19 protein-coding genes are annotated in these 20,878 nt (G+C 40.1%); 15 read left to right on the forward strand and 4 right to left on the reverse strand.

Annotation, left to right across the window (positions count from 1 at the left end; genetic code table 11):
• Positions 1-467: 467 nt before the first annotated feature.
• From aroK to AC0VZ5_RS01665, 4 genes are read left to right on the forward strand one after another with little or no spacing between them, the layout of a single operon-like run.
• Entirely contained in the window at positions 468-986 is a 519-nt protein-coding gene (aroK, locus tag AC0VZ5_RS01650) for a shikimate kinase AroK (RefSeq protein WP_008466255.1), read from the forward strand.
• A 28-nt stretch (positions 987-1,014) separates the two neighbouring features.
• Entirely contained in the window at positions 1,015-2,085 is a 1,071-nt protein-coding gene (gene aroB, locus AC0VZ5_RS01655) for a 3-dehydroquinate synthase (RefSeq protein WP_475473937.1), read from the forward strand.
• A complete protein-coding gene (locus AC0VZ5_RS01660; RefSeq protein ID WP_475473939.1) occupies positions 2,086-3,396 on the forward strand; it encodes an AAA family ATPase in 1,311 nt (436 codons plus the stop codon).
• A 53-nt stretch (positions 3,397-3,449) separates the two neighbouring features.
• A complete protein-coding gene (locus AC0VZ5_RS01665) occupies positions 3,450-4,283 on the forward strand; it encodes a Dam family site-specific DNA-(adenine-N6)-methyltransferase (protein ID WP_464710316.1) in 834 nt (277 codons plus the stop codon).
• On the opposite strand, the gene AC0VZ5_RS01670 is transcribed toward AC0VZ5_RS01665, so the two are convergent.
• Together AC0VZ5_RS01670 and AC0VZ5_RS01675 are read right to left on the reverse strand one after the other, a co-directional pair.
• Positions 4,264-4,449, reverse strand: coding sequence for a DUF2970 domain-containing protein (locus tag AC0VZ5_RS01670; RefSeq protein WP_138607186.1), 186 nt, complete (start codon positions 4,447-4,449; stop codon positions 4,264-4,266). The two genes, AC0VZ5_RS01665 and AC0VZ5_RS01670, sit on opposite strands and share 20 nt — an antisense overlap.
• A 3-nt stretch (positions 4,450-4,452) precedes the next feature.
• Positions 4,453-4,752: a hypothetical protein gene (locus tag AC0VZ5_RS01675; protein ID WP_138607184.1), complete on the reverse strand. Its 300-nt coding sequence runs from the start codon at positions 4,750-4,752 to the stop codon at positions 4,453-4,455.
• Positions 4,753-5,024: 272 nt separating this feature from the next.
• On the opposite strand from AC0VZ5_RS01675, the gene rpe reads away from it, so the two are divergent.
• From rpe to trpS, 3 genes are read left to right on the forward strand one after another with little or no spacing between them, the layout of a single operon-like run.
• Complete coding sequence (gene rpe, locus AC0VZ5_RS01680) at positions 5,025-5,708, forward strand: ribulose-phosphate 3-epimerase (protein ID WP_464710309.1); 684 nt, start codon at positions 5,025-5,027, stop codon at positions 5,706-5,708.
• Positions 5,708-6,373: an HAD-IA family hydrolase gene (locus tag AC0VZ5_RS01685; protein ID WP_372859424.1), complete on the forward strand. Its 666-nt coding sequence runs from the start codon at positions 5,708-5,710 to the stop codon at positions 6,371-6,373. The genes rpe and AC0VZ5_RS01685 overlap by 1 nt, the downstream gene beginning before the upstream one ends.
• A gap of 33 nt (positions 6,374-6,406) precedes the next feature.
• Entirely contained in the window at positions 6,407-7,411 is a 1,005-nt protein-coding gene (gene trpS / locus AC0VZ5_RS01690; protein WP_138607179.1) for a tryptophan--tRNA ligase, read from the forward strand.
• An 89-nt stretch (positions 7,412-7,500) separates the two neighbouring features.
• On the opposite strand, the gene uvrA is transcribed toward trpS, so the two are convergent.
• Complete coding sequence (gene uvrA, locus AC0VZ5_RS01695; RefSeq protein ID WP_138607177.1) at positions 7,501-10,320, reverse strand: excinuclease ABC subunit UvrA; 2,820 nt, start codon at positions 10,318-10,320, stop codon at positions 7,501-7,503.
• 163 nt (positions 10,321-10,483) lie between these two features.
• Between uvrA and AC0VZ5_RS01700 the strand changes: the two genes are divergently transcribed.
• The 3 genes from AC0VZ5_RS01700 (at position 10,484) to AC0VZ5_RS01710 (ending at position 14,560) form a co-directional block, all read left to right on the forward strand.
• Entirely contained in the window at positions 10,484-11,851 is a 1,368-nt protein-coding gene (locus AC0VZ5_RS01700; protein WP_475473943.1) for an MFS transporter, read from the forward strand.
• Positions 11,852-11,871: 20 nt separating this feature from the next.
• A complete protein-coding gene (gene ssb, locus AC0VZ5_RS01705; protein WP_475473945.1) occupies positions 11,872-12,573 on the forward strand; it encodes a single-stranded DNA-binding protein in 702 nt (233 codons plus the stop codon).
• Positions 12,574-12,913: 340 nt separating this feature from the next.
• A complete protein-coding gene (locus AC0VZ5_RS01710) occupies positions 12,914-14,560 on the forward strand; it encodes an EAL domain-containing protein (protein WP_475473947.1) in 1,647 nt (548 codons plus the stop codon).
• 4 nt (positions 14,561-14,564) lie between these two features.
• Here the strand turns inward: AC0VZ5_RS01710 and AC0VZ5_RS01715 are convergent, their stop codons facing one another.
• A complete protein-coding gene (locus AC0VZ5_RS01715) occupies positions 14,565-15,473 on the reverse strand; it encodes a 1-aminocyclopropane-1-carboxylate deaminase/D-cysteine desulfhydrase (RefSeq protein WP_475473949.1) in 909 nt (302 codons plus the stop codon).
• Between the two features lie 335 nt (positions 15,474-15,808).
• On the opposite strand from AC0VZ5_RS01715, the gene AC0VZ5_RS01720 reads away from it, so the two are divergent.
• From AC0VZ5_RS01720 to AC0VZ5_RS01740, 5 genes are all read left to right on the forward strand, one after another.
• A complete protein-coding gene (locus AC0VZ5_RS01720) occupies positions 15,809-17,815 on the forward strand; it encodes an SUMF1/EgtB/PvdO family nonheme iron enzyme (RefSeq protein ID WP_475473951.1) in 2,007 nt (668 codons plus the stop codon).
• A 135-nt stretch (positions 17,816-17,950) separates the two neighbouring features.
• Entirely contained in the window at positions 17,951-18,994 is a 1,044-nt protein-coding gene (locus tag AC0VZ5_RS01725; RefSeq protein WP_013463921.1) for a rod shape-determining protein, read from the forward strand.
• On the forward strand, positions 18,994-19,836 hold the full coding sequence (mreC, locus tag AC0VZ5_RS01730; RefSeq protein ID WP_171039612.1) for a rod shape-determining protein MreC: 843 nt from the start codon (positions 18,994-18,996) through the stop codon (positions 19,834-19,836). Before AC0VZ5_RS01725 ends, mreC begins: the two co-directional genes overlap by 1 nt.
• Positions 19,829-20,308 (forward strand): rod shape-determining protein MreD, encoded by a 480-nt coding sequence (mreD, locus tag AC0VZ5_RS01735; RefSeq protein WP_138607165.1) that lies wholly within the window; start codon positions 19,829-19,831, stop codon positions 20,306-20,308. The genes mreC and mreD overlap by 8 nt, the downstream gene beginning before the upstream one ends.
• Positions 20,308-20,877, forward strand: coding sequence for a Maf family protein (locus AC0VZ5_RS01740; protein WP_475473954.1), 570 nt, complete (start codon positions 20,308-20,310; stop codon positions 20,875-20,877). Before mreD ends, AC0VZ5_RS01740 begins: the two co-directional genes overlap by 1 nt.
• Position 20,878: the final 1 nt, after the last annotated feature.

Below are 20,878 nucleotides of genomic sequence, written 5' to 3' on the forward strand. Positions count from 1 at the left end.
TAACTCTTCAGGGCTCAGGTTATTCAAACTATCTAGGCTGAACAACAAACTAGACGGTTTTGGCATGTTATTTAGTTATCTTGGTGTGAACACTCCCTGTAAATGTACAATTAGGCAGTATATAATTTTTATTGTGTACTGTACTGCGGATGCATTTTAAGACTGCGTTAATGTTGCTTGTAACTGAGCTTTTTGTGAAATTACTATGCAAAAGCGTTTACCAAGTAACACGTAGTAGCCTTTAATTGCATAAATTTTAACCCTAGAAGATAAATTTGCCTATAATAAGGTGCTTTTTTGTTAACCAATGGGTAATTATTTAGTTTAATTGCTCGTTATATGGCTTTTTATCCTAATTGACTTGAAATACCCGACCGATTACTGAGATAATCCCTTTCTTAATTTTGGGGCCAGGTCGTTAGGCGGGGTTTTATTTCAAATTTTAGAGTTCGTTTGTACTAAAAGATATGGCTGAGAAACGTAATATATTTCTAGTTGGCCCCATGGGGGCTGGCAAAAGCACGATTGGTCGTCACATCGCTGACCAATTACACCTTGAATTTGTTGATTCTGATCAAGAAATCGAACGTCGCACGGGCGCAGATATTGCCTGGGTATTCGATCTTGAAGGTGAAGAAGGCTTTAGACTTCGTGAAGAATCTGTTATTGGCGATTTAACCGAGATGCAAGGTATTGTTCTTGCTACTGGTGGTGGCTCAGTAATGAGTAAAGAAGTTCGAAACAAGCTTTCGGCTCGTGGTATTGTTGTATACCTAGAGACACCGATTGAAAAGCAAGTTGCACGTACGCAACGCGACAAGCGTCGCCCATTACTGCAAACAGAAGAAGCACCTCGTGATGTACTTGAGCGCTTAGCAGAAGAGCGTGAACCATTATACAAAGAAGTAGCTGATTTTGTTGTACGCACTGATGAGCAGAGCGCGAAAGTTGTTGCTAACCAAATAATCGAGAAATTGGATTTTTAAAAGCCAGTATTAAAAGGACTAACCCAGCATGCTTGAATTAACTGTTAATTTAGACGAGCGAAGTTATCCTATTTATATTGGTCAATCTGCACTTCAAGATACAGGCCGTCTAATCCATCACATTGGTGATTGTCGGCCTATCATCATCACTAATGACACTATTGCGCCGCTCTATCTTCAGCAGTTGCTTGACTCATTATCACAGCAAAACCCACTTCATTTTATTATTCCAGATGGCGAGCAATATAAATCACTCACCTGGTTTGAAAAAATATCAGCATTCTTACTTGAAAATAACTGCGGTCGTGACACCTGTTTAATTGCATTAGGTGGTGGCGTAGTTGGCGATTTAACTGGTTTTGTTGCGGCCTGCTATCAGCGCGGTGTGCCTTTTATCCAAATTCCTACCACGTTATTATCTCAAGTAGATTCCTCCGTTGGTGGTAAAACAGCAGTAAACCATCCGCTGGGTAAAAATATGATAGGGGCTTTTTACCAACCACAAGCTGTGTTTGTAGATACGCGTTCGCTACATACTTTACCTACCCGTGAGTTTGCTGCAGGCATGGCTGAAGTTATTAAATATGGCCTGATTTACGATACTGAATTGTTTGCTTATTTAGAGCAAAATATCACTCAATTACAACAATTAGATGAAGCCTGTTTACAGCATATTATTTTTAGATGCTGTGAAATTAAAGCACTCATCGTTGCTCAAGATGAGAAAGAGCAAGGCTTGCGTGCACTATTAAATTTAGGACACACGTTTGCCCATGCAATAGAAGCACAAATGGGGTACGGCGTGTGGTTACATGGTGAAGCCGTAGCGACAGGTATGGTGCTTGCTGCCAAGCTTGCTCATACTCGTAACGATTTAACACAGCAAGACCTAGAGCGTATTACTACATTAATAGCAGCGTATAATTTACCAATCGATATCCCTAACGATATGACCAGTGAGCAATTTTTACTGCATATGCGCAAAGATAAAAAGAATAAAAAAGGGACTATCCGATTTATTTTACCCACCGAATTTGGTCAATGTGCATTAGTTGATGATGTATCAGATGATCAAGTTAGAGCATTGATTGAGCAATAAATGCAGTCACAAATTTTACCAAGCCGTGCAGCTTTGGTGGATAGAATCGCATTACAATTTGAATATGGTCAAAACTTAATTGTTTTATTAGGCACCTCTGGTCTAGGTAAAAGCTATTTGCTTGAAACCTTCATTACTGATAAATATAACGATTTTAATAAAGCATTTGTGCAAGTCGGTGCCCAGATGACTGATGTGCAGTTAATGACTCAGTTATTAGAGCAAAGTTTTAACGCCCCTTTAATTGATCATAATCTAAGCTTATCGCAAAACTATTATCAATTAGCGAAACAACAACAATGTGGGGCGTGCTTGTGGGTTGTTGATGGCGGCAGGCACCTATCCGAAGAGCTAATCGCAGAGCTTGAGCTACTATCAAAAAATGCACCTAATGTGCTTTATATTATGATTGCATCACAGTCTAAACTACCCTTTAAAGATGCAGTAAATATTCATTTAGAACCATTAAATATAGCTGAAAGTAAGCAGCTTATGGGGTGGTACTTTACGAGCCTACCCTATGATGAAGATCCTGTCTTTCAAACTTTTTTAGTTGAAGCTCAAGGTAACCCAAGCCTGTTATTAGCCTGGCAGCCAAGCGAGCAGGTTGCAGATATTGTCGTTAAAGATAAGGTATCTTGGCGATTACAGCTGCTCACATTGTTATTAATAATTATGCTGTTGATTATTGGCCTTGTGTACAAAGCCGATATGACCCAGTGGTGGGAAAATGCTAATCGCCAAATTGATGAGCAAGTGCTATCAACCGCCATTACAACTGAGCAAGCTATTGAAAATAAACCACAGAAGCTAGTGCCTTTAAGTAGTGAGCCGCCAGCAGCTGACCTTCAAAAGCCCACCCAAAACACCAATAACAATGTTCCAGCGATTGTTGGGAGCTTAACGGAATCAACGAGTGTTGTTGAACAGGAAAAGCCGGCATCAAAACCCGTTGAAGAAAAACCGGTTACTAAACCTGCACAAACAAAGCCGCAAAACCCAATAGTAGAAACACCCAGTAATTGGTACTTACAACAACCTGAGAATAATTTTGTTATTCAACTCTTAGCTGTAACTCAGCAGCAGGTAGGAAATGAGTTTATTGTTGAACATGAGCTAGAAAATATCACTAATACCTACCAAACTAAACGAAATGGTAAAATGTGGTGGGTAGTAACTACAGGCAGCTTTGTTAGCTTAAATGAGGCAAAACAAGCACTGCAAGTACTTCCTGCTGAGGTTAGAAAAAATAAACCTTTCTATAAAAAAATTAGTAAAATAAAACAAGAAATTGCACGAGTTGATCAGTAAACTCAGTAACTTTAGTGTAAAATCGCGCAACACCGAATTGAAGTAAAGAGCCAATGCAGCAAAAGAGTAGAGCCTTCCTTAAATGGGCTGGCGGAAAATACAGCCTCGTTGAAGATATTAACGCGCGACTAAATCAAGCAAGTAAGCATGCTGATACCTTGGTTGAACCTTTTGTTGGTGCGGGCTCAGTGTTTTTAAATAGCAATTTTAAACACTATGTACTCAACGATATTAATGCTGATTTAATCAATTTATATAAAGAGCTCAAGCGTTCGCCTGATGAGTTAATTAGTGATGCTAAAAAGCTTTTTGTTGATTTAAACAACCACTCAGATGCGTATTATGATTATCGTGTGCAGTTTAATCAAAGCAGTGATGTGTATGAGCGAGCCATCTTATTTTTATATATGAACCGCCATGGTTATAACGGATTATGCCGCTATAATTTAAAGGGCATTTTTAATGTACCTTTTGGTAAATATAAAAAGCCTTATTTTCCTGAAAAAGAAATGTACTTTTTTGCTAGCAAAGCGCAACAAGCTACATTTACTTGCCTAGGATATGATGATGTATTCAAGCTGGTGCCTAAAAATGCAGTGATTTACTGCGATCCGCCGTATGTGCCATTAAGTAAAACTGCATCTTTTACCTCGTATGCAAAAGGCGGGTTTAATTTGGATGATCAGGCTAATTTAGCGAACTTAGCTGAGCAAGCAGCTTTTGAGAATAATACGCCAGTCCTTATTTCAAATCACGATACGGTATGGACACGCAAAATTTACAGCCAAGCTTCTTTGGATAAAATTCAGGTTAAACGCACGATTAGCCCAAAAGGCGGTTCACGAAATAAAGTAGATGAGCTAATGGCTATGTACTTAGCACCGTAGTCACGGTTGCGTAAATAGCCAGTACAAATAAAACAAAAAGTATCACGGCAATAGCTATTAATGTAATAGGGGAGTGGTGTTTAAAGTCTGTTTGACGCTTATCTTCAGATTGCACACCAAAAAATGCCGCTAGCACACTTTGTAACGCGCTTAAGAAATGCTGCATTAATTAAAATAATGGTTTGATTGAAGATGGCTTGTGGTTGTCGTCAGTACCTGTTAATAACTCTAGGAAATCTAGGTAATGAAACTGGGCACTGCGGCTATTGCCGGTTAGCCAAGAAGCCCAAGAAGAGTCTTCTTGAATTTGAATGCAGCGATTTGCGCTATGATTAATAGCGTTAGTTTGATCTTTATGAAGACAAGTGTTGGCTGAACTTAATTCTTGCTCAGTATTTGAAGAAAGCGACGCAGCTCCAATAATGACACTTACCGACGTGATTAATAATCCAATTTTAAAAACACGCATAATATAAACCTAGTAATTTAGTTCTCCACCAAGCATAACAAACTTGCTTAAATAATACACTTTATTTTTAGCTATACTCAAAGCTAGTCATGCCGCAAAATTTGTTTATAAGCGTGATTTATCCTTTTAGCTCACGCGCTTTGTCGTTGTTATAGTTAATAACAGTTAGTCGCTAGCGTTGCTAATTTAGCGTTATTTTTAAAGGTGTTACTTGGGTAACATCGTTAATTAAGTTACATTAACGCCATAAATTATTCATTAATGGATTAGCAATGCTCAATTGTGAACAAAAATACTTAATAGCGCCCTCAATTTTATCCGCAGACTTTGCACGCCTTGGCGAAGATGTTGACAGAGTCTTAGCTGCAGGGGCTGATGTTGTCCATTTTGATGTAATGGATAACCATTACGTACCTAACTTAACAATAGGCCCAATGGTGTGTAAAGCACTTCGCGATTACGGTATTAAAGCTCCTATTGATGTTCATTTAATGGTGAAACCGGTAGATAGTTTAATTCCACAATTTGCCGAGGCGGGGGCGTCAATTATTACCTTTCATCCAGAAGCCAGTGAGCATATTGACCGCACTTTACAATTGATAAAAGATCAAGGTTGCCAAGCAGGTCTAGTTTTTAATCCTGCAACGAGTTTAAGCTACCTTGATCATGTAATGGATAAAATAGATGTTATTTTATTAATGTCGGTGAACCCCGGATTTGGTGGGCAAAGTTTTATTCCACAAACACTTGAGAAACTGCGAGAGGCAAAGCAACGCATTATTGATTCTGGGCGTGATATTCGCCTAGAAGTTGATGGCGGTATTAAAGTAGATAATATTGCAGCGGCAGCTGAAGCGGGTGCTGACATGTTTGTTGCAGGCTCTGCTATTTTTAATCAGCCTGACTATAAAAACGTAATTGATGAAATGCGCCAACAATTAGAAAGTATTAAGTAATGAAATATGATGCGGCACTATTTGACTTAGACGGCACGCTAGTTGACAGCGTGTATGACTTATATATGGCCTTAAATCTTACGCTAAGTGATTTAGCGTTTCCCATTGTCAGTCAGCGATTAGTTGAAAGCTGGGTAGGTAATGGCATTGAGGTGTTAGTAAAGCGAGCTCTTTGCGGTGATATACAAATTAGTGAACACCTTGATGAGACTCTGAGCGAGCGAGCCATTAAGCTTTTTTATCAACATTACAGTGAGCTGGTTGGTGAATACAGCGTATTATATCAGCATGTTGAAACGGGCCTTGCTGCTCTCAGTGGTATGCCCAAAGCACTTATTACCAATAAAGCACGCTGTTTTACTGAACTACTTTTAGATAAACTGGCTATTCGCAGTCATTTTGAGGTGATTGTTTGCGGTGACGACATGGCAAAAAAACCGTCACCTGAGCCACTCTTATTTGCTTGTAATGCATTGAATATTTCGCCAGATAAAGCCATTATGATTGGTGATTCAAAGAGTGACATACTGGCAGCACAAGCCGCCAATATTGATGTGATAGCTCTTACTTATGGGTATCATCAAGGAGAGCAGCTCGGGGATTATAATCCACAGTACCTATGCGATAACTTCTTAGCTATAATACCCACACTTACACAGCGTTAAAATTTTTAATCAATTAAACACTAAAGGAAAATCATGAGTAAACCAGTAGTTTTAAGTGGCATTCAGCCAACCGGTGGTATGACAATAGGCAACTATGTTGGCGCTATTAACCAGTGGCTAAAGCTACAGGAAGACCACGAAAGTTTCTTTATGCTTGTTGATTTGCACGCAATTACTGTTCGCCAAGAGCCTGAGCTTCTTCGATCTCGTGTGTTAGACGGTATAGCCTTATATGCAGCGTGCGGTATTGACCCTGAAAAGTCTGCGCTTTTTGTGCAATCACAAGTGCCTGAACACGCACAGTTAGCGTGGGTATTAAATTGTTACGCACAAATGGGTGAGCTTAACCGCATGACTCAGTTTAAAGATAAGTCATCTAAGCATGCTAACAATGTAAACGTAGGTTTATTTTCGTATCCAGTATTACAAGCAGCAGATATTTTATTGTATCAAGCTGACCAAGTGCCAGTAGGGGACGATCAAAAGCAGCATCTAGAGCTAACGCGTGATATAGCTACTCGCTTTAATAACTTGTACGGCGACGTATTTAAATTACCTGAGCCATATATTCCAGAATTTGGCGCACGCGTAATGAGCCTTCAAGATCCGCTTAAAAAGATGTCTAAGTCTGATGAAAACCCAAATGGTTACATCATGCTATTAGATGAGCCTAAAAAGATTGAGAAAAAGCTTAAAAAAGCAGTAACCGATTCAGACGAGCAAGCACGTATTTACTTTGATCGTACAGAAAAGCCTGGTGTTTCTAACTTACTTACTTTATTAAGCGTAGCGACTAAGCGCTCAATTGAAGATTTAGTGCCAGAGTACGAAGATAAAATGTACGGCCACCTGAAAAAAGACACTGCAGATGCGGTAGTGAATATGATTGAGCCAATCCAAGCACGTTTTAAAGAGATCAGAGAAGATCAAAACCTACTTGATAGCATCATGAAATCAGGTGCAGAAAAGGCCAGTGTACGTGCAGAAAAAACACTTAAATCGGTATACGATGCACTAGGATTTATTCCTCGTACATAATTTGATTTATTAGAATAAGTGTAAAAAAATGCCGCTAATTTAGCGGCATTTTTGTGTAACTTTTAATAAGTACTTTTTTATAATTTATATTAAAGTAATGGTTTTAAGTAGTGCCCAGTATGTGAGCGCTGACATTCCGCCACTTCTTCTGGTGTACCTGCAATCAGTATTTCACCGCCGCCAGCACCACCTTCAGGGCCTAAATCAACGATCCAATCGGCAGTTTTTATTACATCTAAATTATGCTCAATTACTACAATGGTATTGCCATGATCGCGTAGACGATGAAGCACCACTAATAACTGTTCAATATCAGCAAAATGAAGTCCCGTTGTTGGCTCATCAAGAATGTACAATGTTTTTCCAGTATCACGCTTAGAGAGCTCACGTGCTAACTTAATTCGCTGTGCTTCACCACCAGAAAGTGTTGTAGCGGCTTGGCCTAAACGAATATAAGAAAGTCCAACATCCATTAGGGTTTTAAGTTTACGTGCTATAGCCGGTATTTTATCAAAGTAGTCATGGGCATCTTCAACGGTCATGTCGAGCACTTGGTTGATGTTTTTGCCTTTATATTGTACTTCTAAGGTTTCGCGATTATAACGTTTACCCTTACATACATCACACGGTACATATACGTCTGGTAAGAAGTGCATTTCTACTTTAATAACACCATCACCTTGGCACGCTTCACAACGGCCACCTTTAACATTAAAGCTAAAGCGACCCACTTTGTAACCACGTGAACGGGCTTCTTGAGTACCCGCAAACAGCTCACGAATACCGGTGAAAATACCAGTATAAGTGGCAGGGTTTGAACGCGGTGTGCGGCCAATAGGACTTTGGTCAATATCAATTACTTTATCAAAGTGCTCAAGTCCTGCAATTGACCCATAAGGAGCTGCTTCAGCAGTAGTTGCGCCGTTGAGTTCTGTGTGGGCAAGTTTAAATAAGGTGTCGTTAATGAGTGTAGATTTACCCGAGCCAGATACGCCGGTAATACAGGTCATTAAGCCAAAAGGTATTTTTAAATCAACATTTTTTAAGTTATTACCAGTAGCACCAAACAGCTCTAGCCATTTATCGTTAGTAGCATGGCGCTCTTTAGGCACTTCTATTTTACGCACGCCCGATAAAAACTGGCCGGTAACCGAGTCTTTGCTTGCTAAAATATCATCGCGTGTACCTTGAGCAATAACATGGCCGCCATGTACGCCAGCACCTGGGCCAATATCAATAATATGATCAGCGGCACGAATGGCGTCTTCATCGTGTTCTACAACAATAACGGTATTACCCAAATCGCGTAAATGAACCAAGGTTTTCAATAAACGGTCGTTATCACGTTGGTGCAAACCAATTGAAGGTTCATCCAGTACATACATAACACCCACTAACCCAGCACCAATTTGACTCGCTAAGCGAATACGCTGTGCCTCACCGCCTGAAAGTGTGTCGGCGCTACGCTCAAGTGATAAGTAATTTAGGCCTACATTAATTAAGAACGATAGACGATCGCGAATTTCTTTTAAAATTTTCTCGGCAATTTGGCCTTTTTGCCCAGTTAGGTGTAAGCCTTCAAAAAAGCCCATCGCCTCACCAATACTCATATGCGTAATGGTTGGCAAGTTAGTTTGACCAATAAATACATTGCGTGCTTCTTGGCGCAAACGTGAGCCTTTACAACTAGGGCAGGCTTGGCTGGTTTGATACTTGGCTAGCTCTTCGCGTACTGAGTTTGATTCAGTTTCGCGGTAGCGGCGGTTCATATTGTTTAACACGCCCTCAAATACATGATTACGTGTAATTAAATCACCGCGGTCATTACGATAATTAAATGCAATTTTAGTATCACCAGAGCCATCTAAAATAATTTTTTTATGTTCTTTTGCAAGCTCTTGATAAGGTACATCTAAATCAAACTCGTAATGCTGCGCAACCGCTTGCAACATTTGATAATAGTAAAAACTGCGTTTATCCCAGCCTTTAATTGCCCCGCCGGCTAAGCTTATTTCAGGGTTGTGAACCACGCGATTCGGGTCAAAGTATTGTCTTACGCCTAAACCGTCACAGCTTTGACAAGCTCCTGCAGGGTTATTGAACGAAAATAAACGCGGTTCAAGTTCGGTCATCGCATAGCCACAGGTTGGGCAGGCAAAATTTGCTGAAAACAGCATTTCTTCAGCACTGCTATCATCCATAAAAGCAATGTTAGCAACGCCGCCTGACATTTCAAGTGCCGTTTCAAAAGACTCTGCAAGACGTTGCTGTTGACCCTCTTTTACTTTAAAGCGATCCACAACGACTTCAATAGTATGCTTTTTATGTAAATCTAGCGGTGGTGGATCGGATAAGTCGCATACTTCACCATCTATACGAGCACGAATGTAGCCTTGACTGGCAAGTTGCTCTAATAGTTTTACATGCTCACCTTTACGATCTTTAACAACAGGGGCAAGTAGCATTAACTTAGTGCCTTCAGGCAGCGCTAATGCGGTATCGACCATTTGGCTAATTGTTTGCGCTGCGAGTGGTAAATCATGAGTTGGACAGCGAGGTTCGCCAACGCGTGCAAACATTAAACGCAGGTAATCGTAGATTTCAGTAATGGTTCCCACGGTTGAGCGGGGATTATGCGAGGTTGATTTTTGTTCAATGGAAATAGCAGGGGAAAGGCCTTCAATATGATCGACGTCAGGTTTTTCCATTAATGACAAAAACTGCCTTGCATAAGCAGAGAGTGATTCAACATACCGGCGTTGCCCTTCTGCATAAAGCGTATCAAATGCAAGTGATGACTTTCCTGAACCAGATAAGCCAGTGATAACAATTAGTTTATCACGTGGGATGGTTAGGCTGATGTCTTTTAAATTGTGCGTGCGGGCGCCTCGGACTTCAATGTTTTCCATGCTATCTCGTTTATTGCCAAAATTATTTGTTCAGTATCGCATAATACGCTGCAATATTAATCCTTGATCATTGAAAAAATCCTTAGTTATAGACGATTAATTATTGCCAAGCTTGTGATAGAATCCTTGCCTAATTTTTTCACACAGTAAGATCACGCAAATAATGACCGCATCTTCACTTAATTCACGAGAGAAACGCGCCGCCGTATCGTTAGCGAGTGTGTTTGCATTTAGAATGCTCGGCTTGTTTATGCTGATGCCTGTTTTAGCTATTTATGGTCAATCGCTTGAAGGCTTTTCACCTTTATGGATAGGTTTTGCAATTGGTGCGTATGGTTTAACGCAGGCCGTATTACAAATACCTATGGGGCGACTGTCTGATAAAATTGGCCGTAAAAAAGTGATTGTAGGTGGTTTGCTTGTATTTGCCTTGGGTTCAGTAGTTGCGGCTTTAGCTGAGTCCATACAAATGGTAACGGTAGGGCGTGCCTTGCAAGGTATGGGCGCTATCGCCAGCGCATTGTTAGCGTTTGCATCAGATTTAAGTCGTGACGAACAGCGACCAAAAGTAATGGCAGTGATTGGCATGAGCATAGGTATGAGCTTTGCCTTCGCTATGCTACTTGGACCTATAGTGGCAGCTTCATGGGGTATAGCCGGAGTGTTTTGGTTAACTGCTATACTGGCTTTATTAGGTATTTTTATTGTCACTATGCTGGTACCCAGTGCAATAAATAAAGCCCCTAAAGGCGATACACTTGCCAGCTTTAGTGACATTAAAAAGCTAATTAAACACCCGCAGCTTGCGCGTCTAAATGCAGGTGTATTATTGCTGCATTTAACATTGACGACTATTTTTGTAGTATTGCCAAGTCAACTAATTAAAGATGGACTTGTGGCTGAAAACCATTGGCAGCTTTATATTCCTGTTTTATTTTTAGCGTTTTTCTTGATGGTGCCAGTAATGATAGTGGCAATTAAAAAAGAGAAAGAAAAACAGGCGTTTATTGGTTCAGTGATGGTCTTAATAATAAGTATGTTAAGTATGTCGATATGGGCCAATAGCGTTGTTGGCATTGCGGTTTGTATGCTGTTATATTTTGTTGCTTTTAACTTTTTAGAAGCCACTATGCCGGCTCTTGTATCTCGCATTGCGCCTGCAAGCCAAAAGGGCTCCGCTATGGGTGGGTATTCATCTAGCCAGTTCTTAGGGGCTTTTTTAGGCGGTATGTTAGGCGGGTATGTAGCACAAACCACCAGTACGCAAGCTGTGTTTGCGGCGGCGGCACTTGTTGGGGTAATATGGCTTATTATTGCGTGGAAAATGCAAGTCCCACCGAAAAGCAAAGTTATTAGTTTAATGACCCAATTAGATTCTGAAGAGCAGGCACAAACATTAGCTTCTCAGTTAGTTGCTTTACCCGGCGTAATAGAAGCAACCGTAGTTCGCGATGAAAGTCGAAGCTACTTAAAGATTAATGATAAAGAATTTGACCTAGACCAAGCCCGAAGAGTGGCTGGTTTAATCTAACGTTTATAGGAGATGGTTCCATGGCACGCGGTGTGAACAAAGTAATTTTGGTTGGTAATTTAGGGCAAGATCCTGAAGTTCGTTACATGCCTAATGGTAATGGCGTAGCAAATATTACCTTAGCAACTTCAGACAGCTATAAAGATAAAAACACTGGCCAAATGGTTGATAAAACTGAGTGGCACCGTGTGGTATTTTTTGGCAAATTAGCTGAAATTGTAGGCGAATACTGCCGCAAGGGTTCACAAATTTACGTAGAAGGTAAACTTCAAACTCGTAAATGGACTGACCAACAAGGCCAAGAAAAGTACACTACAGAAATTGTTGTTGATGGCTTTACTGGTCAAATGCAAATGTTAGGTGCACGTGGTGGCGACCAACAAAGTGGTGGCTATCAAGGTAGCCAAGGTGGTCAACAAAGTGGCGGTTATCAAGGTAACCAAGGCGGACAGCAAAGCGGTAGCTATGGTCAAAATAACCAAGGCCAAAATAGTCAGCAAGGCAGTTATGCTCCACAGCAACAATCTGCACCTGCCCAGCAGCCAGCGCCGCAACAAAACAACCAGTATCAACCACAGCAGCAAGGTGGTTTTGCACCTCAGCAAAATAATGCACCACAACAGCAAGGCGGGTTTGCTCCTAAGCCGCAAAATGCACCGCAAGGTGGCGCATCAAATCCAATGGAACCAACAATCGACTTTGATGACGATATTCCGTTCTAAATTTCCAACTTTTTAGTTTAAAAAGTATTAAAAAAGAGCCCTGAGTAATCAGGGCTTTTTTTATTGATAATAATTACTATCCCTCTCGTTTATCCTCAGCTGAGTGAGTAAATACTCCTCATTAAAAAGCTGTAAATAGCTTTAAGGTTTTCAAAGCAGGGCGGCACTCCCATTTATGCGCACAAAGATGAAGCCATTACTAATTTTGTTGACCACTAAATATAATGTTTATAAACATTAAGTATTAACAATAAAACAGCTACTAAACTTTTATTATTGGCTTGTGCAATTGCAAATAGTAGACAACACTTTAATAACTTATTTAATGAGCGGGTAAGTTATGAAAGCCAGTCAGTTTCAGTTTTCCAATTACGTTAGTGCCTTATTTTACGCTCTGTGTTTTATGCTATTTATTATTTTTAATAGTGGTTTAAATTTAGTTTTACAACATCAAAATAAGCAAACAGGTATAGAGCTCGCTAAGCAACTGCAGCAGCCGTTAGCCAATGAGCAGCAACTTTTAGCTAATACACCTTTTACCCTGGCTCCAGATAAAGTTTCTGTTTATATAAAGCAGAAAAAGCACTACTTCAGCGCTAATTCAAAAGGGATTCTGTTATATTCATGGCCTACTTGGTATGCCTATAACTACCTATTTATAATAATGAATATGTTTATTTTGGCCATTATTTTTGCTGCTAGGCGCTTTATATTGTTTAAAGCGACCAAAAATAGTTCAGTGACGTTGAAGCGCAAGCAAAACGATGGTTATAAAAAGGTATGCCATACGCCTAGAATAAAGCCTACACAACCGGTATTAGAAAACGTAGTCAAGGAGCAGAAAATAATTGGCTATAATATATTTGCGCTCATTCAATGCGAATGCCATTTTGATACAAACACGGACTTACCAGCGACTCTTAAAGTATTGCTAGCAAAAGACTTTACCAATACTGCTGTAATATCCGTTAAGCAATTAACAGCGGGTAAGTTTGCTTTTACTTTCACAGGGGTTAGTGCAATTGATAAAAAAAGTTGCGCTAAATACTTACATCAATACATGCTTAATGCAGCCCATATTTTAGCCCCTAGAGTGGCTGACGAGAGTATAAAGTTAGGTTTGTGTACTTACTACTCGAATGCTGATCAGGTGATGGTGTATCAGCTTGCCAGATCGTCACTCACACTATCAATGCAAAGTAGAGTGCAGCATTATCATCAATTGGCAATCAATTGCAGCCATCTTCAAATGCTTAATAAAAACCCTGTTATGCAGCGAGTTGAAAAACAAAAATTAGCGATTTTATTTCAACCTGTATACGAGTTGGATAGCGGCGCTATTATCAAACATCATGTTTTAATTAAAAGTAGCGATAAGGCAAATAAACAATTATTTAATCAAGATTATATAAGCCAGTTTTACAATGAGGATGAGGCGTTACTACTTGACCAAGCGGTTGTTATACAAGTTAAAAAGTTGCTGCTAGTAGAAAAGTCATCGTCTGTTATTAGTATTAAATTGCATCCTAAAAACTGGTTTAATAGTGAGTTTTGGTGTTGGCTAAGTAAACATATGAGTGAGTTGAAAAGCCTTCATACGTTACAGTTTTTGATAAATGAGGCTGATTTCTTAAATAGCCAAGATCGATTGCAGGCTGCTTTTTCGACCATAACAGCGCTCAACTTTAATATCGTTATTGATGAGGTTAGAAGTAGTAAGAGCATATTTAACTTCACCCATAACAAGCAAATAGCGGGGCTTAATTTGGCCCATGAACTTGTTCATGGCATAGATCATAATTATTTACAGCAGAAATCTGTCAGGGGAATTGTGCATATTGGTAAATTATTAAGTTTGCCAGTGGTGGCCTCGAGTGTAGAAACGTATCAAGAATTGCAATTTTTAAAAGTGATAGGTGTTAGTACTGCACAAGGAGGGTATTTCTCTGGATTACTACCCGACTTCACTCAAGTTGCATTTCATTAGCTAGTTAAACAAGTCCACGATATTTTAGCCCGTCCAAACCTTGCAGCCCTCCTGTATGAACAGCAATAATTTTGCTGCCAGGGGGAAAGTAGTCGTTGTTAATGAGCTGCCAAAGTGCATACATCATTTTTCCGCTGTAAATAGGTTCCAGTGGTAACTGATATTGCTGCCGCATGTACTGGCAAAACTGCCATAGCTCAGTAGTAAAGCGACCATATCCGCCATCATGGAACTGTGTAAGTAACTGCCAATTACTTTGTGATTTTGCTTTAGGACTAAGAGCCCGTATTTCATCTCGCAGGTAGTCGGCTTGCTTTAAAACTGCAACACCTAATACAGTGCTTTTACTTGAGCTGCCCTCTATTAAGCCTGCCAAGGTTCCACCACTGCCAGTAGGACAGATTAAGTAGTCGTGCTCAGGTAAACTTTGGGCAAGTTCTTTACATCCTTCTATAGCAAACTCGTTTGTGCCTCCTTCAGGTAGGATATATGCATTGGGGAATCGTGCCTGTAATGCTGTTAAATATGCTTTCTCATTTCGTTGTCGGTACTCTAATCGATTCACTACATTTAATCGCATGCCACATTGCTTTGCAAATTTTAACGTTGGGTTATTGAGATCAAGTTCAGGGCCTCGAACAATTGCGTGGGTTACTAGGTTAAATTCTTTCCCCGCAGCTGCACACGCATGAATATGATTTGAAAAAGCCCCACCAAAGGTCAGTAATTCTGTTTTACCTTGTTGTTGCATGCGAGCTAAATTGTATTTGAGCTTACGCCATTTATTACCACTAATAACAGGGTGTAATAAATCATCACGCTTGATGTTTAACGTAATGTTTTTTTCTGCTAGCAATTTGTTATTAATTGGTTGTAAATAACTATGTTCATTAATACTGAATGGTATTGGCATTATCACTCTTTTTTACTAGTTACATGGTGAATGTGCTGTTTAATAGCGTTATTTTGACTCAAATTTTATTACTTAAGCAAATTAAAAAATATGTATGCGTCGCTAAATTGGTATCTTTTGGGCGTAAAAGGCAGATAAATCTCGGTGTTGTTAAATAAATTAGCTATTTAGTACAAATGAAACGGTTATTTACTGGCATGAAACGGGATAATAGTTGTAAACTGAGATAATAAATGAACAAAGCTTGTGTTTTGTGCTTCAAGTACATAGCATAAGGTTTTATTATAAAAAATAATAATAACCAAATAATTGCCGCTTTTTTGGGACTGGAATATATGCGAATTGCTCCTTTATCTCTATTAATTTCTGCTAGCTTTTTTGCCAGCACAGTATTTGCACAAGATACAACTACTGTAAATAGAATTGAATCAGAGATTAATACGAAACAAACAGAATACACTCGTTCAACAACGATGCTCGATAAATATTTACAAGAAGAGAATCAGCTTCAAACCCAGCTTGAACTGCTTAGAGCGCGTTCAACACAACTTGATAAAGAAAAAAATCAAGCATTGGATGCGATGAATGACATGTATCGACGCTTAATTAATAATCCATCGCTTGATATTACGCAGGCGCAATCTCGTTATCAAAAAGCCGTTGTTGACCAAGAACAAAACAAAAATGATATCTCTATGCAATTGGCGGCAATTGCATCCCATCTAAAAGATATTGAGCAAATTCGCGCTGATAAACATGCTCTTCAGAACACTATTGAAAGTTTAAAAGTGCAATACACCACTGCGCGTGTAGAGCGATTGCGCAACGAATTTACCCGTGAAGGGACACTTGAAGTCGACCACACCCTTAATTGTAAGCGTACTGAAACACTAGCGGCATGTGAGCAACGCGGACAGCAGATGGGGCTGAAAAAGGCGACTAAGCGCTTTTTAGATCAAATATTTGAAAACCTTACCGAAAAACGTCTTGTCGAACCCAAGCGAGATATGGCAGGAGCGCAAGTACAGATTTTAAGTAGCCATGTGATTAAGAGCGCATTTAGCGGGCAAGGTGATTACAACGTCAATTTAAGCGTTACTATGCGTGGAGATGTAAACAGTAGCCGTTTGTGTCACTTATTAAGTGTAAATAACAGTTTTTGTTCAGAGTATGGTACCCCGCTGACAAATACTTATCAGCCTGCTTATAGCACTACTTTTTCAGATAGTCAGTTAACATTCAGCGATAATGCGGATAATAAAGCGGTCGCTGTTGTTGCAAAAACAGCTAACAAAAAGCCAAAAGTGGTCGCTGAGCAAAAGAAAGATCAGTTAATCCAGTTAACTTTGCGCTCAAACGTGCATGGCGATGAAGTTTTTATTAACGACATTCGTGTTGGCTCAACTCGCTTAGTAACAAGGTTACCGCGTGGTTTACACAAATTAGAAATACGCAAAGACGGTTATGTTCCTTACAAAGCACGTATTGATTTAAAGAAGACACGTACACTTTTCGCTAAGTTGAAAAAAAAGTCAGAGTCGATTGCTGCACCGACTAAAAAGCGAGAGCAAATAATACAAGCAGATTGCCCTAAAGGAATGGAAGTAGACACACGACCACCTATGGTCGATTCGTCAGCGGTAGTAATCCCTGCTGGCACATTTAAAATGGGCGATATTAACGGCAATGGACTGGAAAACGAGCGTCCCGTTGTTGAAAAAACGATTAGTGAAGCGTTTGTTATGCAAAGTAAAGAAGTCACTGTCGGCGCATTTGAGAAGTTTGTAAACGAAACGCAATATAAGACTGAAGCTGAAAAAGGCAAAGGGTGTGCTTATTATCTAAATGGCGAACCCGTTTGGGAAGCAAGCTTAAACTGGCGAGCTCCTGGGTTTGAGCAAACTAGTGATTTTCCAGCTGTGTGTTTGACAAAAAATGATGCTGTAGCTTATGCAGAATGGTTTTCTGATAAAACAGCGCAAACGTATCGCCTACCTACAGAGGTTGAGTGGGAATATGCAGCGCGAGCAGGTACAGATACTGAATACCCTTGGGGTAACGAAATTGGTAAAAACTTAGCAAACTGTGGCTGGTGTGGTAGTGAGTGGTCGAATAAACGCACTGCACCGGTAGGGTCTTTTTCTGCAAATGCATTTGGTTTATACGACACCGTGGGCAATGTATGGGAGTGGACGGGTAGCACAGAGAATAAAAAAAATGCAGTGGTTCGTGGCGGTGCATGGAATTTTGCACCTAGCCTTGCTCGTGCCTCAACGCGTTTAATCCTAGCGCCAGACTTTAGAGCTAATTACATTGGCTTTCGCTTAATGAGCGAACAATAATATTTAATGAGGAAGCAAACGCTTCCTCTTTTTAATGATTACAAAGACGGCTGCGCTTTATATTGCTCATTACATTGAGAATGTTAAAGTAAGCGCAACTAAAATAAGAACGAATTTCAAAGGTCATCCAGCCTCATGTTTAAAAAACTCCGTGGTATTTTTTCAAACGATCTATCGATCGATCTAGGTACAGCCAACACACTAATTTATGTAAAAGAAGAAGGGATCGTATTAAACGAACCTTCAGTAGTTGCTATTCGTCAAGAACGTGCTGGTGGACCTAAAAGTGTTGCATCTGTAGGTACAGAAGCTAAGCAAATGTTAGGACGTACGCCTGGTAATATTAAAGCTATTCGTCCGATGAAAGATGGTGTGATTGCTGATTTTTATGTGACCGAAAAAATGCTCCAGCATTTTATTAAGCAAGTGCACAACAATAACTTTATGCGACCAAGCCCACGTGTACTTATTTGTGTACCTTGTGGCGCTACACAGGTTGAAAAGCGTGCAATTCGCGAATCAGCGATGGGTGCAGGCGCTCGTGAAGTTTACTTAATTGAAGAGCCTATGGCTGCTGCAATTGGTGCTGGCTTACCGGTATCAGAAGCAACGGGTTCTATGGTTGTTGATATTGGTGGCGGTACAACCGAAGTGGCTATTATCTCACTCAATGGTGTTGTCTACTCGTCATCTGTACGTATTGGTGGCGACAAGTTTGATGAAGCCATTATTAATTATGTTCGTCGTAACTTTGGTAGCTTAATTGGTGAAGCCACGGCTGAGAATATTAAACATCAAATTGGCTCTGCATTTAAAACAGACGAACCAGTAGAAATCGAAGTGCGTGGTCGTAACCTTGCAGAAGGTGTTCCTCGTTCGTTTACACTTAATTCGCATGAAATTTTAGAAGCATTACAAGAGCCGCTAATGGGGATTGTAAGTGCAGTAATGGTTGCACTTGAACAGTCACCACCGGAGCTGGCATCTGATATTTCAGCGCACGGTATGGTATTAACTGGCGGCGGCGCGTTACTAAAAGATTTAGATCGCCTACTCATGGAAGAAACTGGTATTCCAGTGGTTGTTGCTGATGATCCACTTACCTGTGTTGCTCGTGGCGGCGGTAAAGCGCTTGAGATGATTGATGTGCACGGTGGTGACGTTTTTAGTTACGACTAATGAAATCAATGTTTGAAAAAACAATCTCTTTGCAACTGCGACTTTTTGTCGCAGTGCTTTTGAGTATCGTATTGATCCTTGGAGATAAATACACAAAGGGTGGTGAAAATATTCGCACCAGTTTGAATACCTTAGTCACCCCTCTCATTTATGTTGCCAACCTGCCTTACGAAGTATTTAGCTTTAGCGCCAAGAGTTTGCATACCCGCGAGCAGTTGCTTACTGAGAATGAAGCCCTGAAAAAAAAGCAAGTATTGCAGAGCGAACAAATCCAGCAATATGAATTCTTAGCAAAAGAAAATCAAAAACTAAGAGCATTAATGGGCTCGTCTTCAAAACATACCAATCGTAAAATTATTGCTCAAGTACTTTCTGTTCACTCAAATCCTTATAGTCATCAAGTGGTGATAAATCGAGGAACTACCGATGGTTTAAGTGAAAGCCAAGCAGTAATTGATGATATGGGACTAGTGGGGCAGTTGACTAAAGTGGGCTCAACCACGTCACGAGTGTTATTAATTACCGATACCACCCACGCCACTCCTGTGCGTATTTTGCGTAATGATGTGCGAACAGTGGTTGAAGGTATTGGTAAAATTAACGTACTGAAGCTGTCGCATGTGCCGCATAGTTTAGATGTACGTATAGGCGATGTACTGGTTACATCTGGCCTTGGTGGCACATTTCCTGAAGGCTACCCGGTTGCGGTGATCACAGAAATAACCCGTGATGAAGGTCAACCTTTTGCGCAAGTATTTGCTGAGCCGATAGCTCAATTAGACAGAATTCGACTATTAGTCGTGTTATGGCTAAATCAGCAGGAGTTGATGGGAGATGATTAACCGCCAAACGTTATTAATTGCGTTAAGTATTTTCTTTGCATTGGTAGTGGCATTGATGCCATTACCTTTTTCACTTGAACCATTCCGTCCTGACTGGGTGTTGTTGGTGCTTATGTATTGGTCTTTGGCTTTACCTCACCGCTTAAATATAGGCACAGCTTGGGTTGTTGGGTTATTGATTGATTTAGCGACTGGTTCTTCTTTAGGTGTAAACTCATTAACCTACTCGGTATGTATTTTTGTTACGGCAAGTAACTTTCAAAAAATTCGCAATTTTTCATTGTGGCAACAAAGCCTTTTAATTGGCTTATTTTTAACGCTTTATCATTTAATGCAGTTTTGGTTAAATCACTTTTTACTTGGCGTTTATTTTAGCCCACATTACTTATGGCCTGTATTAACAGGCATGTTGAGTTGGATATGGGTATTTTTATTACTTAGAAAATACCGTAGACACTTTAGGATCAGATAATGACTTGCGCAGTATATTTAGCTTCCGCGTCTCCCCGTCGTAAAGAGCTTTTAACCCAATTGGGTGTCGAATTTTCACAATTTAGTGTTGATGCTGATGAAAGTCAGCTTGTTAACGAACTCCCAAATGATTATGTCGAACGCTTAGCGCGTTTAAAGGCGCAAATGGGGGTCGAGCAAGGGTATACCGACCGCCCCGTTTTAGGCAGCGATACTGTAGTCGTGATTGACAATCAATCATTATGCAAGCCACGAGATAAACAAGACTTTACTCACACCTTAAAGCGTTTATCAGGAAATACTCATCAAGTGTTAACTGCTATCGCTTTTGCCACACCAGAAAAAGTACTTAGCTGTGTTGTCAGTACTGATGTTACTTTTAAAATACTCAATGATGCAGAAATCGACGCTTATTGGCAAACGGGCGAGCCTCAAGATAAAGCCGGTGGTTACGGTATCCAAGGGTTAGGTGGACGCTTTGTAACGCATATTTCGGGTAGCTATTTTGCCGTTGTAGGCTTACCTTTATATGAGACAGAACAATTATTAAATACATTCTTAAGAGGGTAGC

It is taken from the genome of Pseudoalteromonas sp. QJM3NY_12 (assembly GCF_056173165.1).

Coding starts and splice junctions, on each gene's coding strand:
- aroB (WP_475473937.1), top strand. CDS start 1,015: ATGCTTGAATTAACTGTTAATTTAGACGAGCGAAGTTATCCTATTTAT.
- AC0VZ5_RS01675 (WP_138607184.1), bottom strand. CDS start 4,752: ATGCGTGTTTTTAAAATTGGATTATTAATCACGTCGGTAAGTGTCATT.
- aroK (WP_008466255.1), top strand. CDS start 468: ATGGCTGAGAAACGTAATATATTTCTAGTTGGCCCCATGGGGGCTGGC.
- AC0VZ5_RS01715 (WP_475473949.1), bottom strand. CDS start 15,473: ATGCCAATACCATTCAGTATTAATGAACATAGTTATTTACAACCAATT.
- trpS (WP_138607179.1), top strand. CDS start 6,407: ATGAGTAAACCAGTAGTTTTAAGTGGCATTCAGCCAACCGGTGGTATG.
- AC0VZ5_RS01740 (WP_475473954.1), top strand. CDS start 20,308: ATGACTTGCGCAGTATATTTAGCTTCCGCGTCTCCCCGTCGTAAAGAG.
- AC0VZ5_RS01720 (WP_475473951.1), top strand. CDS start 15,809: ATGCGAATTGCTCCTTTATCTCTATTAATTTCTGCTAGCTTTTTTGCC.
- AC0VZ5_RS01725 (WP_013463921.1), top strand. CDS start 17,951: ATGTTTAAAAAACTCCGTGGTATTTTTTCAAACGATCTATCGATCGAT.
- AC0VZ5_RS01670 (WP_138607186.1), bottom strand. CDS start 4,449: ATGCAGCATTTCTTAAGCGCGTTACAAAGTGTGCTAGCGGCATTTTTT.
- mreC (WP_171039612.1), top strand. CDS start 18,994: ATGAAATCAATGTTTGAAAAAACAATCTCTTTGCAACTGCGACTTTTT.
- AC0VZ5_RS01685 (WP_372859424.1), top strand. CDS start 5,708: ATGAAATATGATGCGGCACTATTTGACTTAGACGGCACGCTAGTTGAC.
- AC0VZ5_RS01660 (WP_475473939.1), top strand. CDS start 2,086: ATGCAGTCACAAATTTTACCAAGCCGTGCAGCTTTGGTGGATAGAATC.
- AC0VZ5_RS01665 (WP_464710316.1), top strand. CDS start 3,450: ATGCAGCAAAAGAGTAGAGCCTTCCTTAAATGGGCTGGCGGAAAATAC.
- ssb (WP_475473945.1), top strand. CDS start 11,872: ATGGCACGCGGTGTGAACAAAGTAATTTTGGTTGGTAATTTAGGGCAA.
- AC0VZ5_RS01700 (WP_475473943.1), top strand. CDS start 10,484: ATGACCGCATCTTCACTTAATTCACGAGAGAAACGCGCCGCCGTATCG.
- AC0VZ5_RS01710 (WP_475473947.1), top strand. CDS start 12,914: ATGAAAGCCAGTCAGTTTCAGTTTTCCAATTACGTTAGTGCCTTATTT.
- uvrA (WP_138607177.1), bottom strand. CDS start 10,320: ATGGAAAACATTGAAGTCCGAGGCGCCCGCACGCACAATTTAAAAGAC.
- rpe (WP_464710309.1), top strand. CDS start 5,025: ATGCTCAATTGTGAACAAAAATACTTAATAGCGCCCTCAATTTTATCC.
- mreD (WP_138607165.1), top strand. CDS start 19,829: ATGATTAACCGCCAAACGTTATTAATTGCGTTAAGTATTTTCTTTGCA.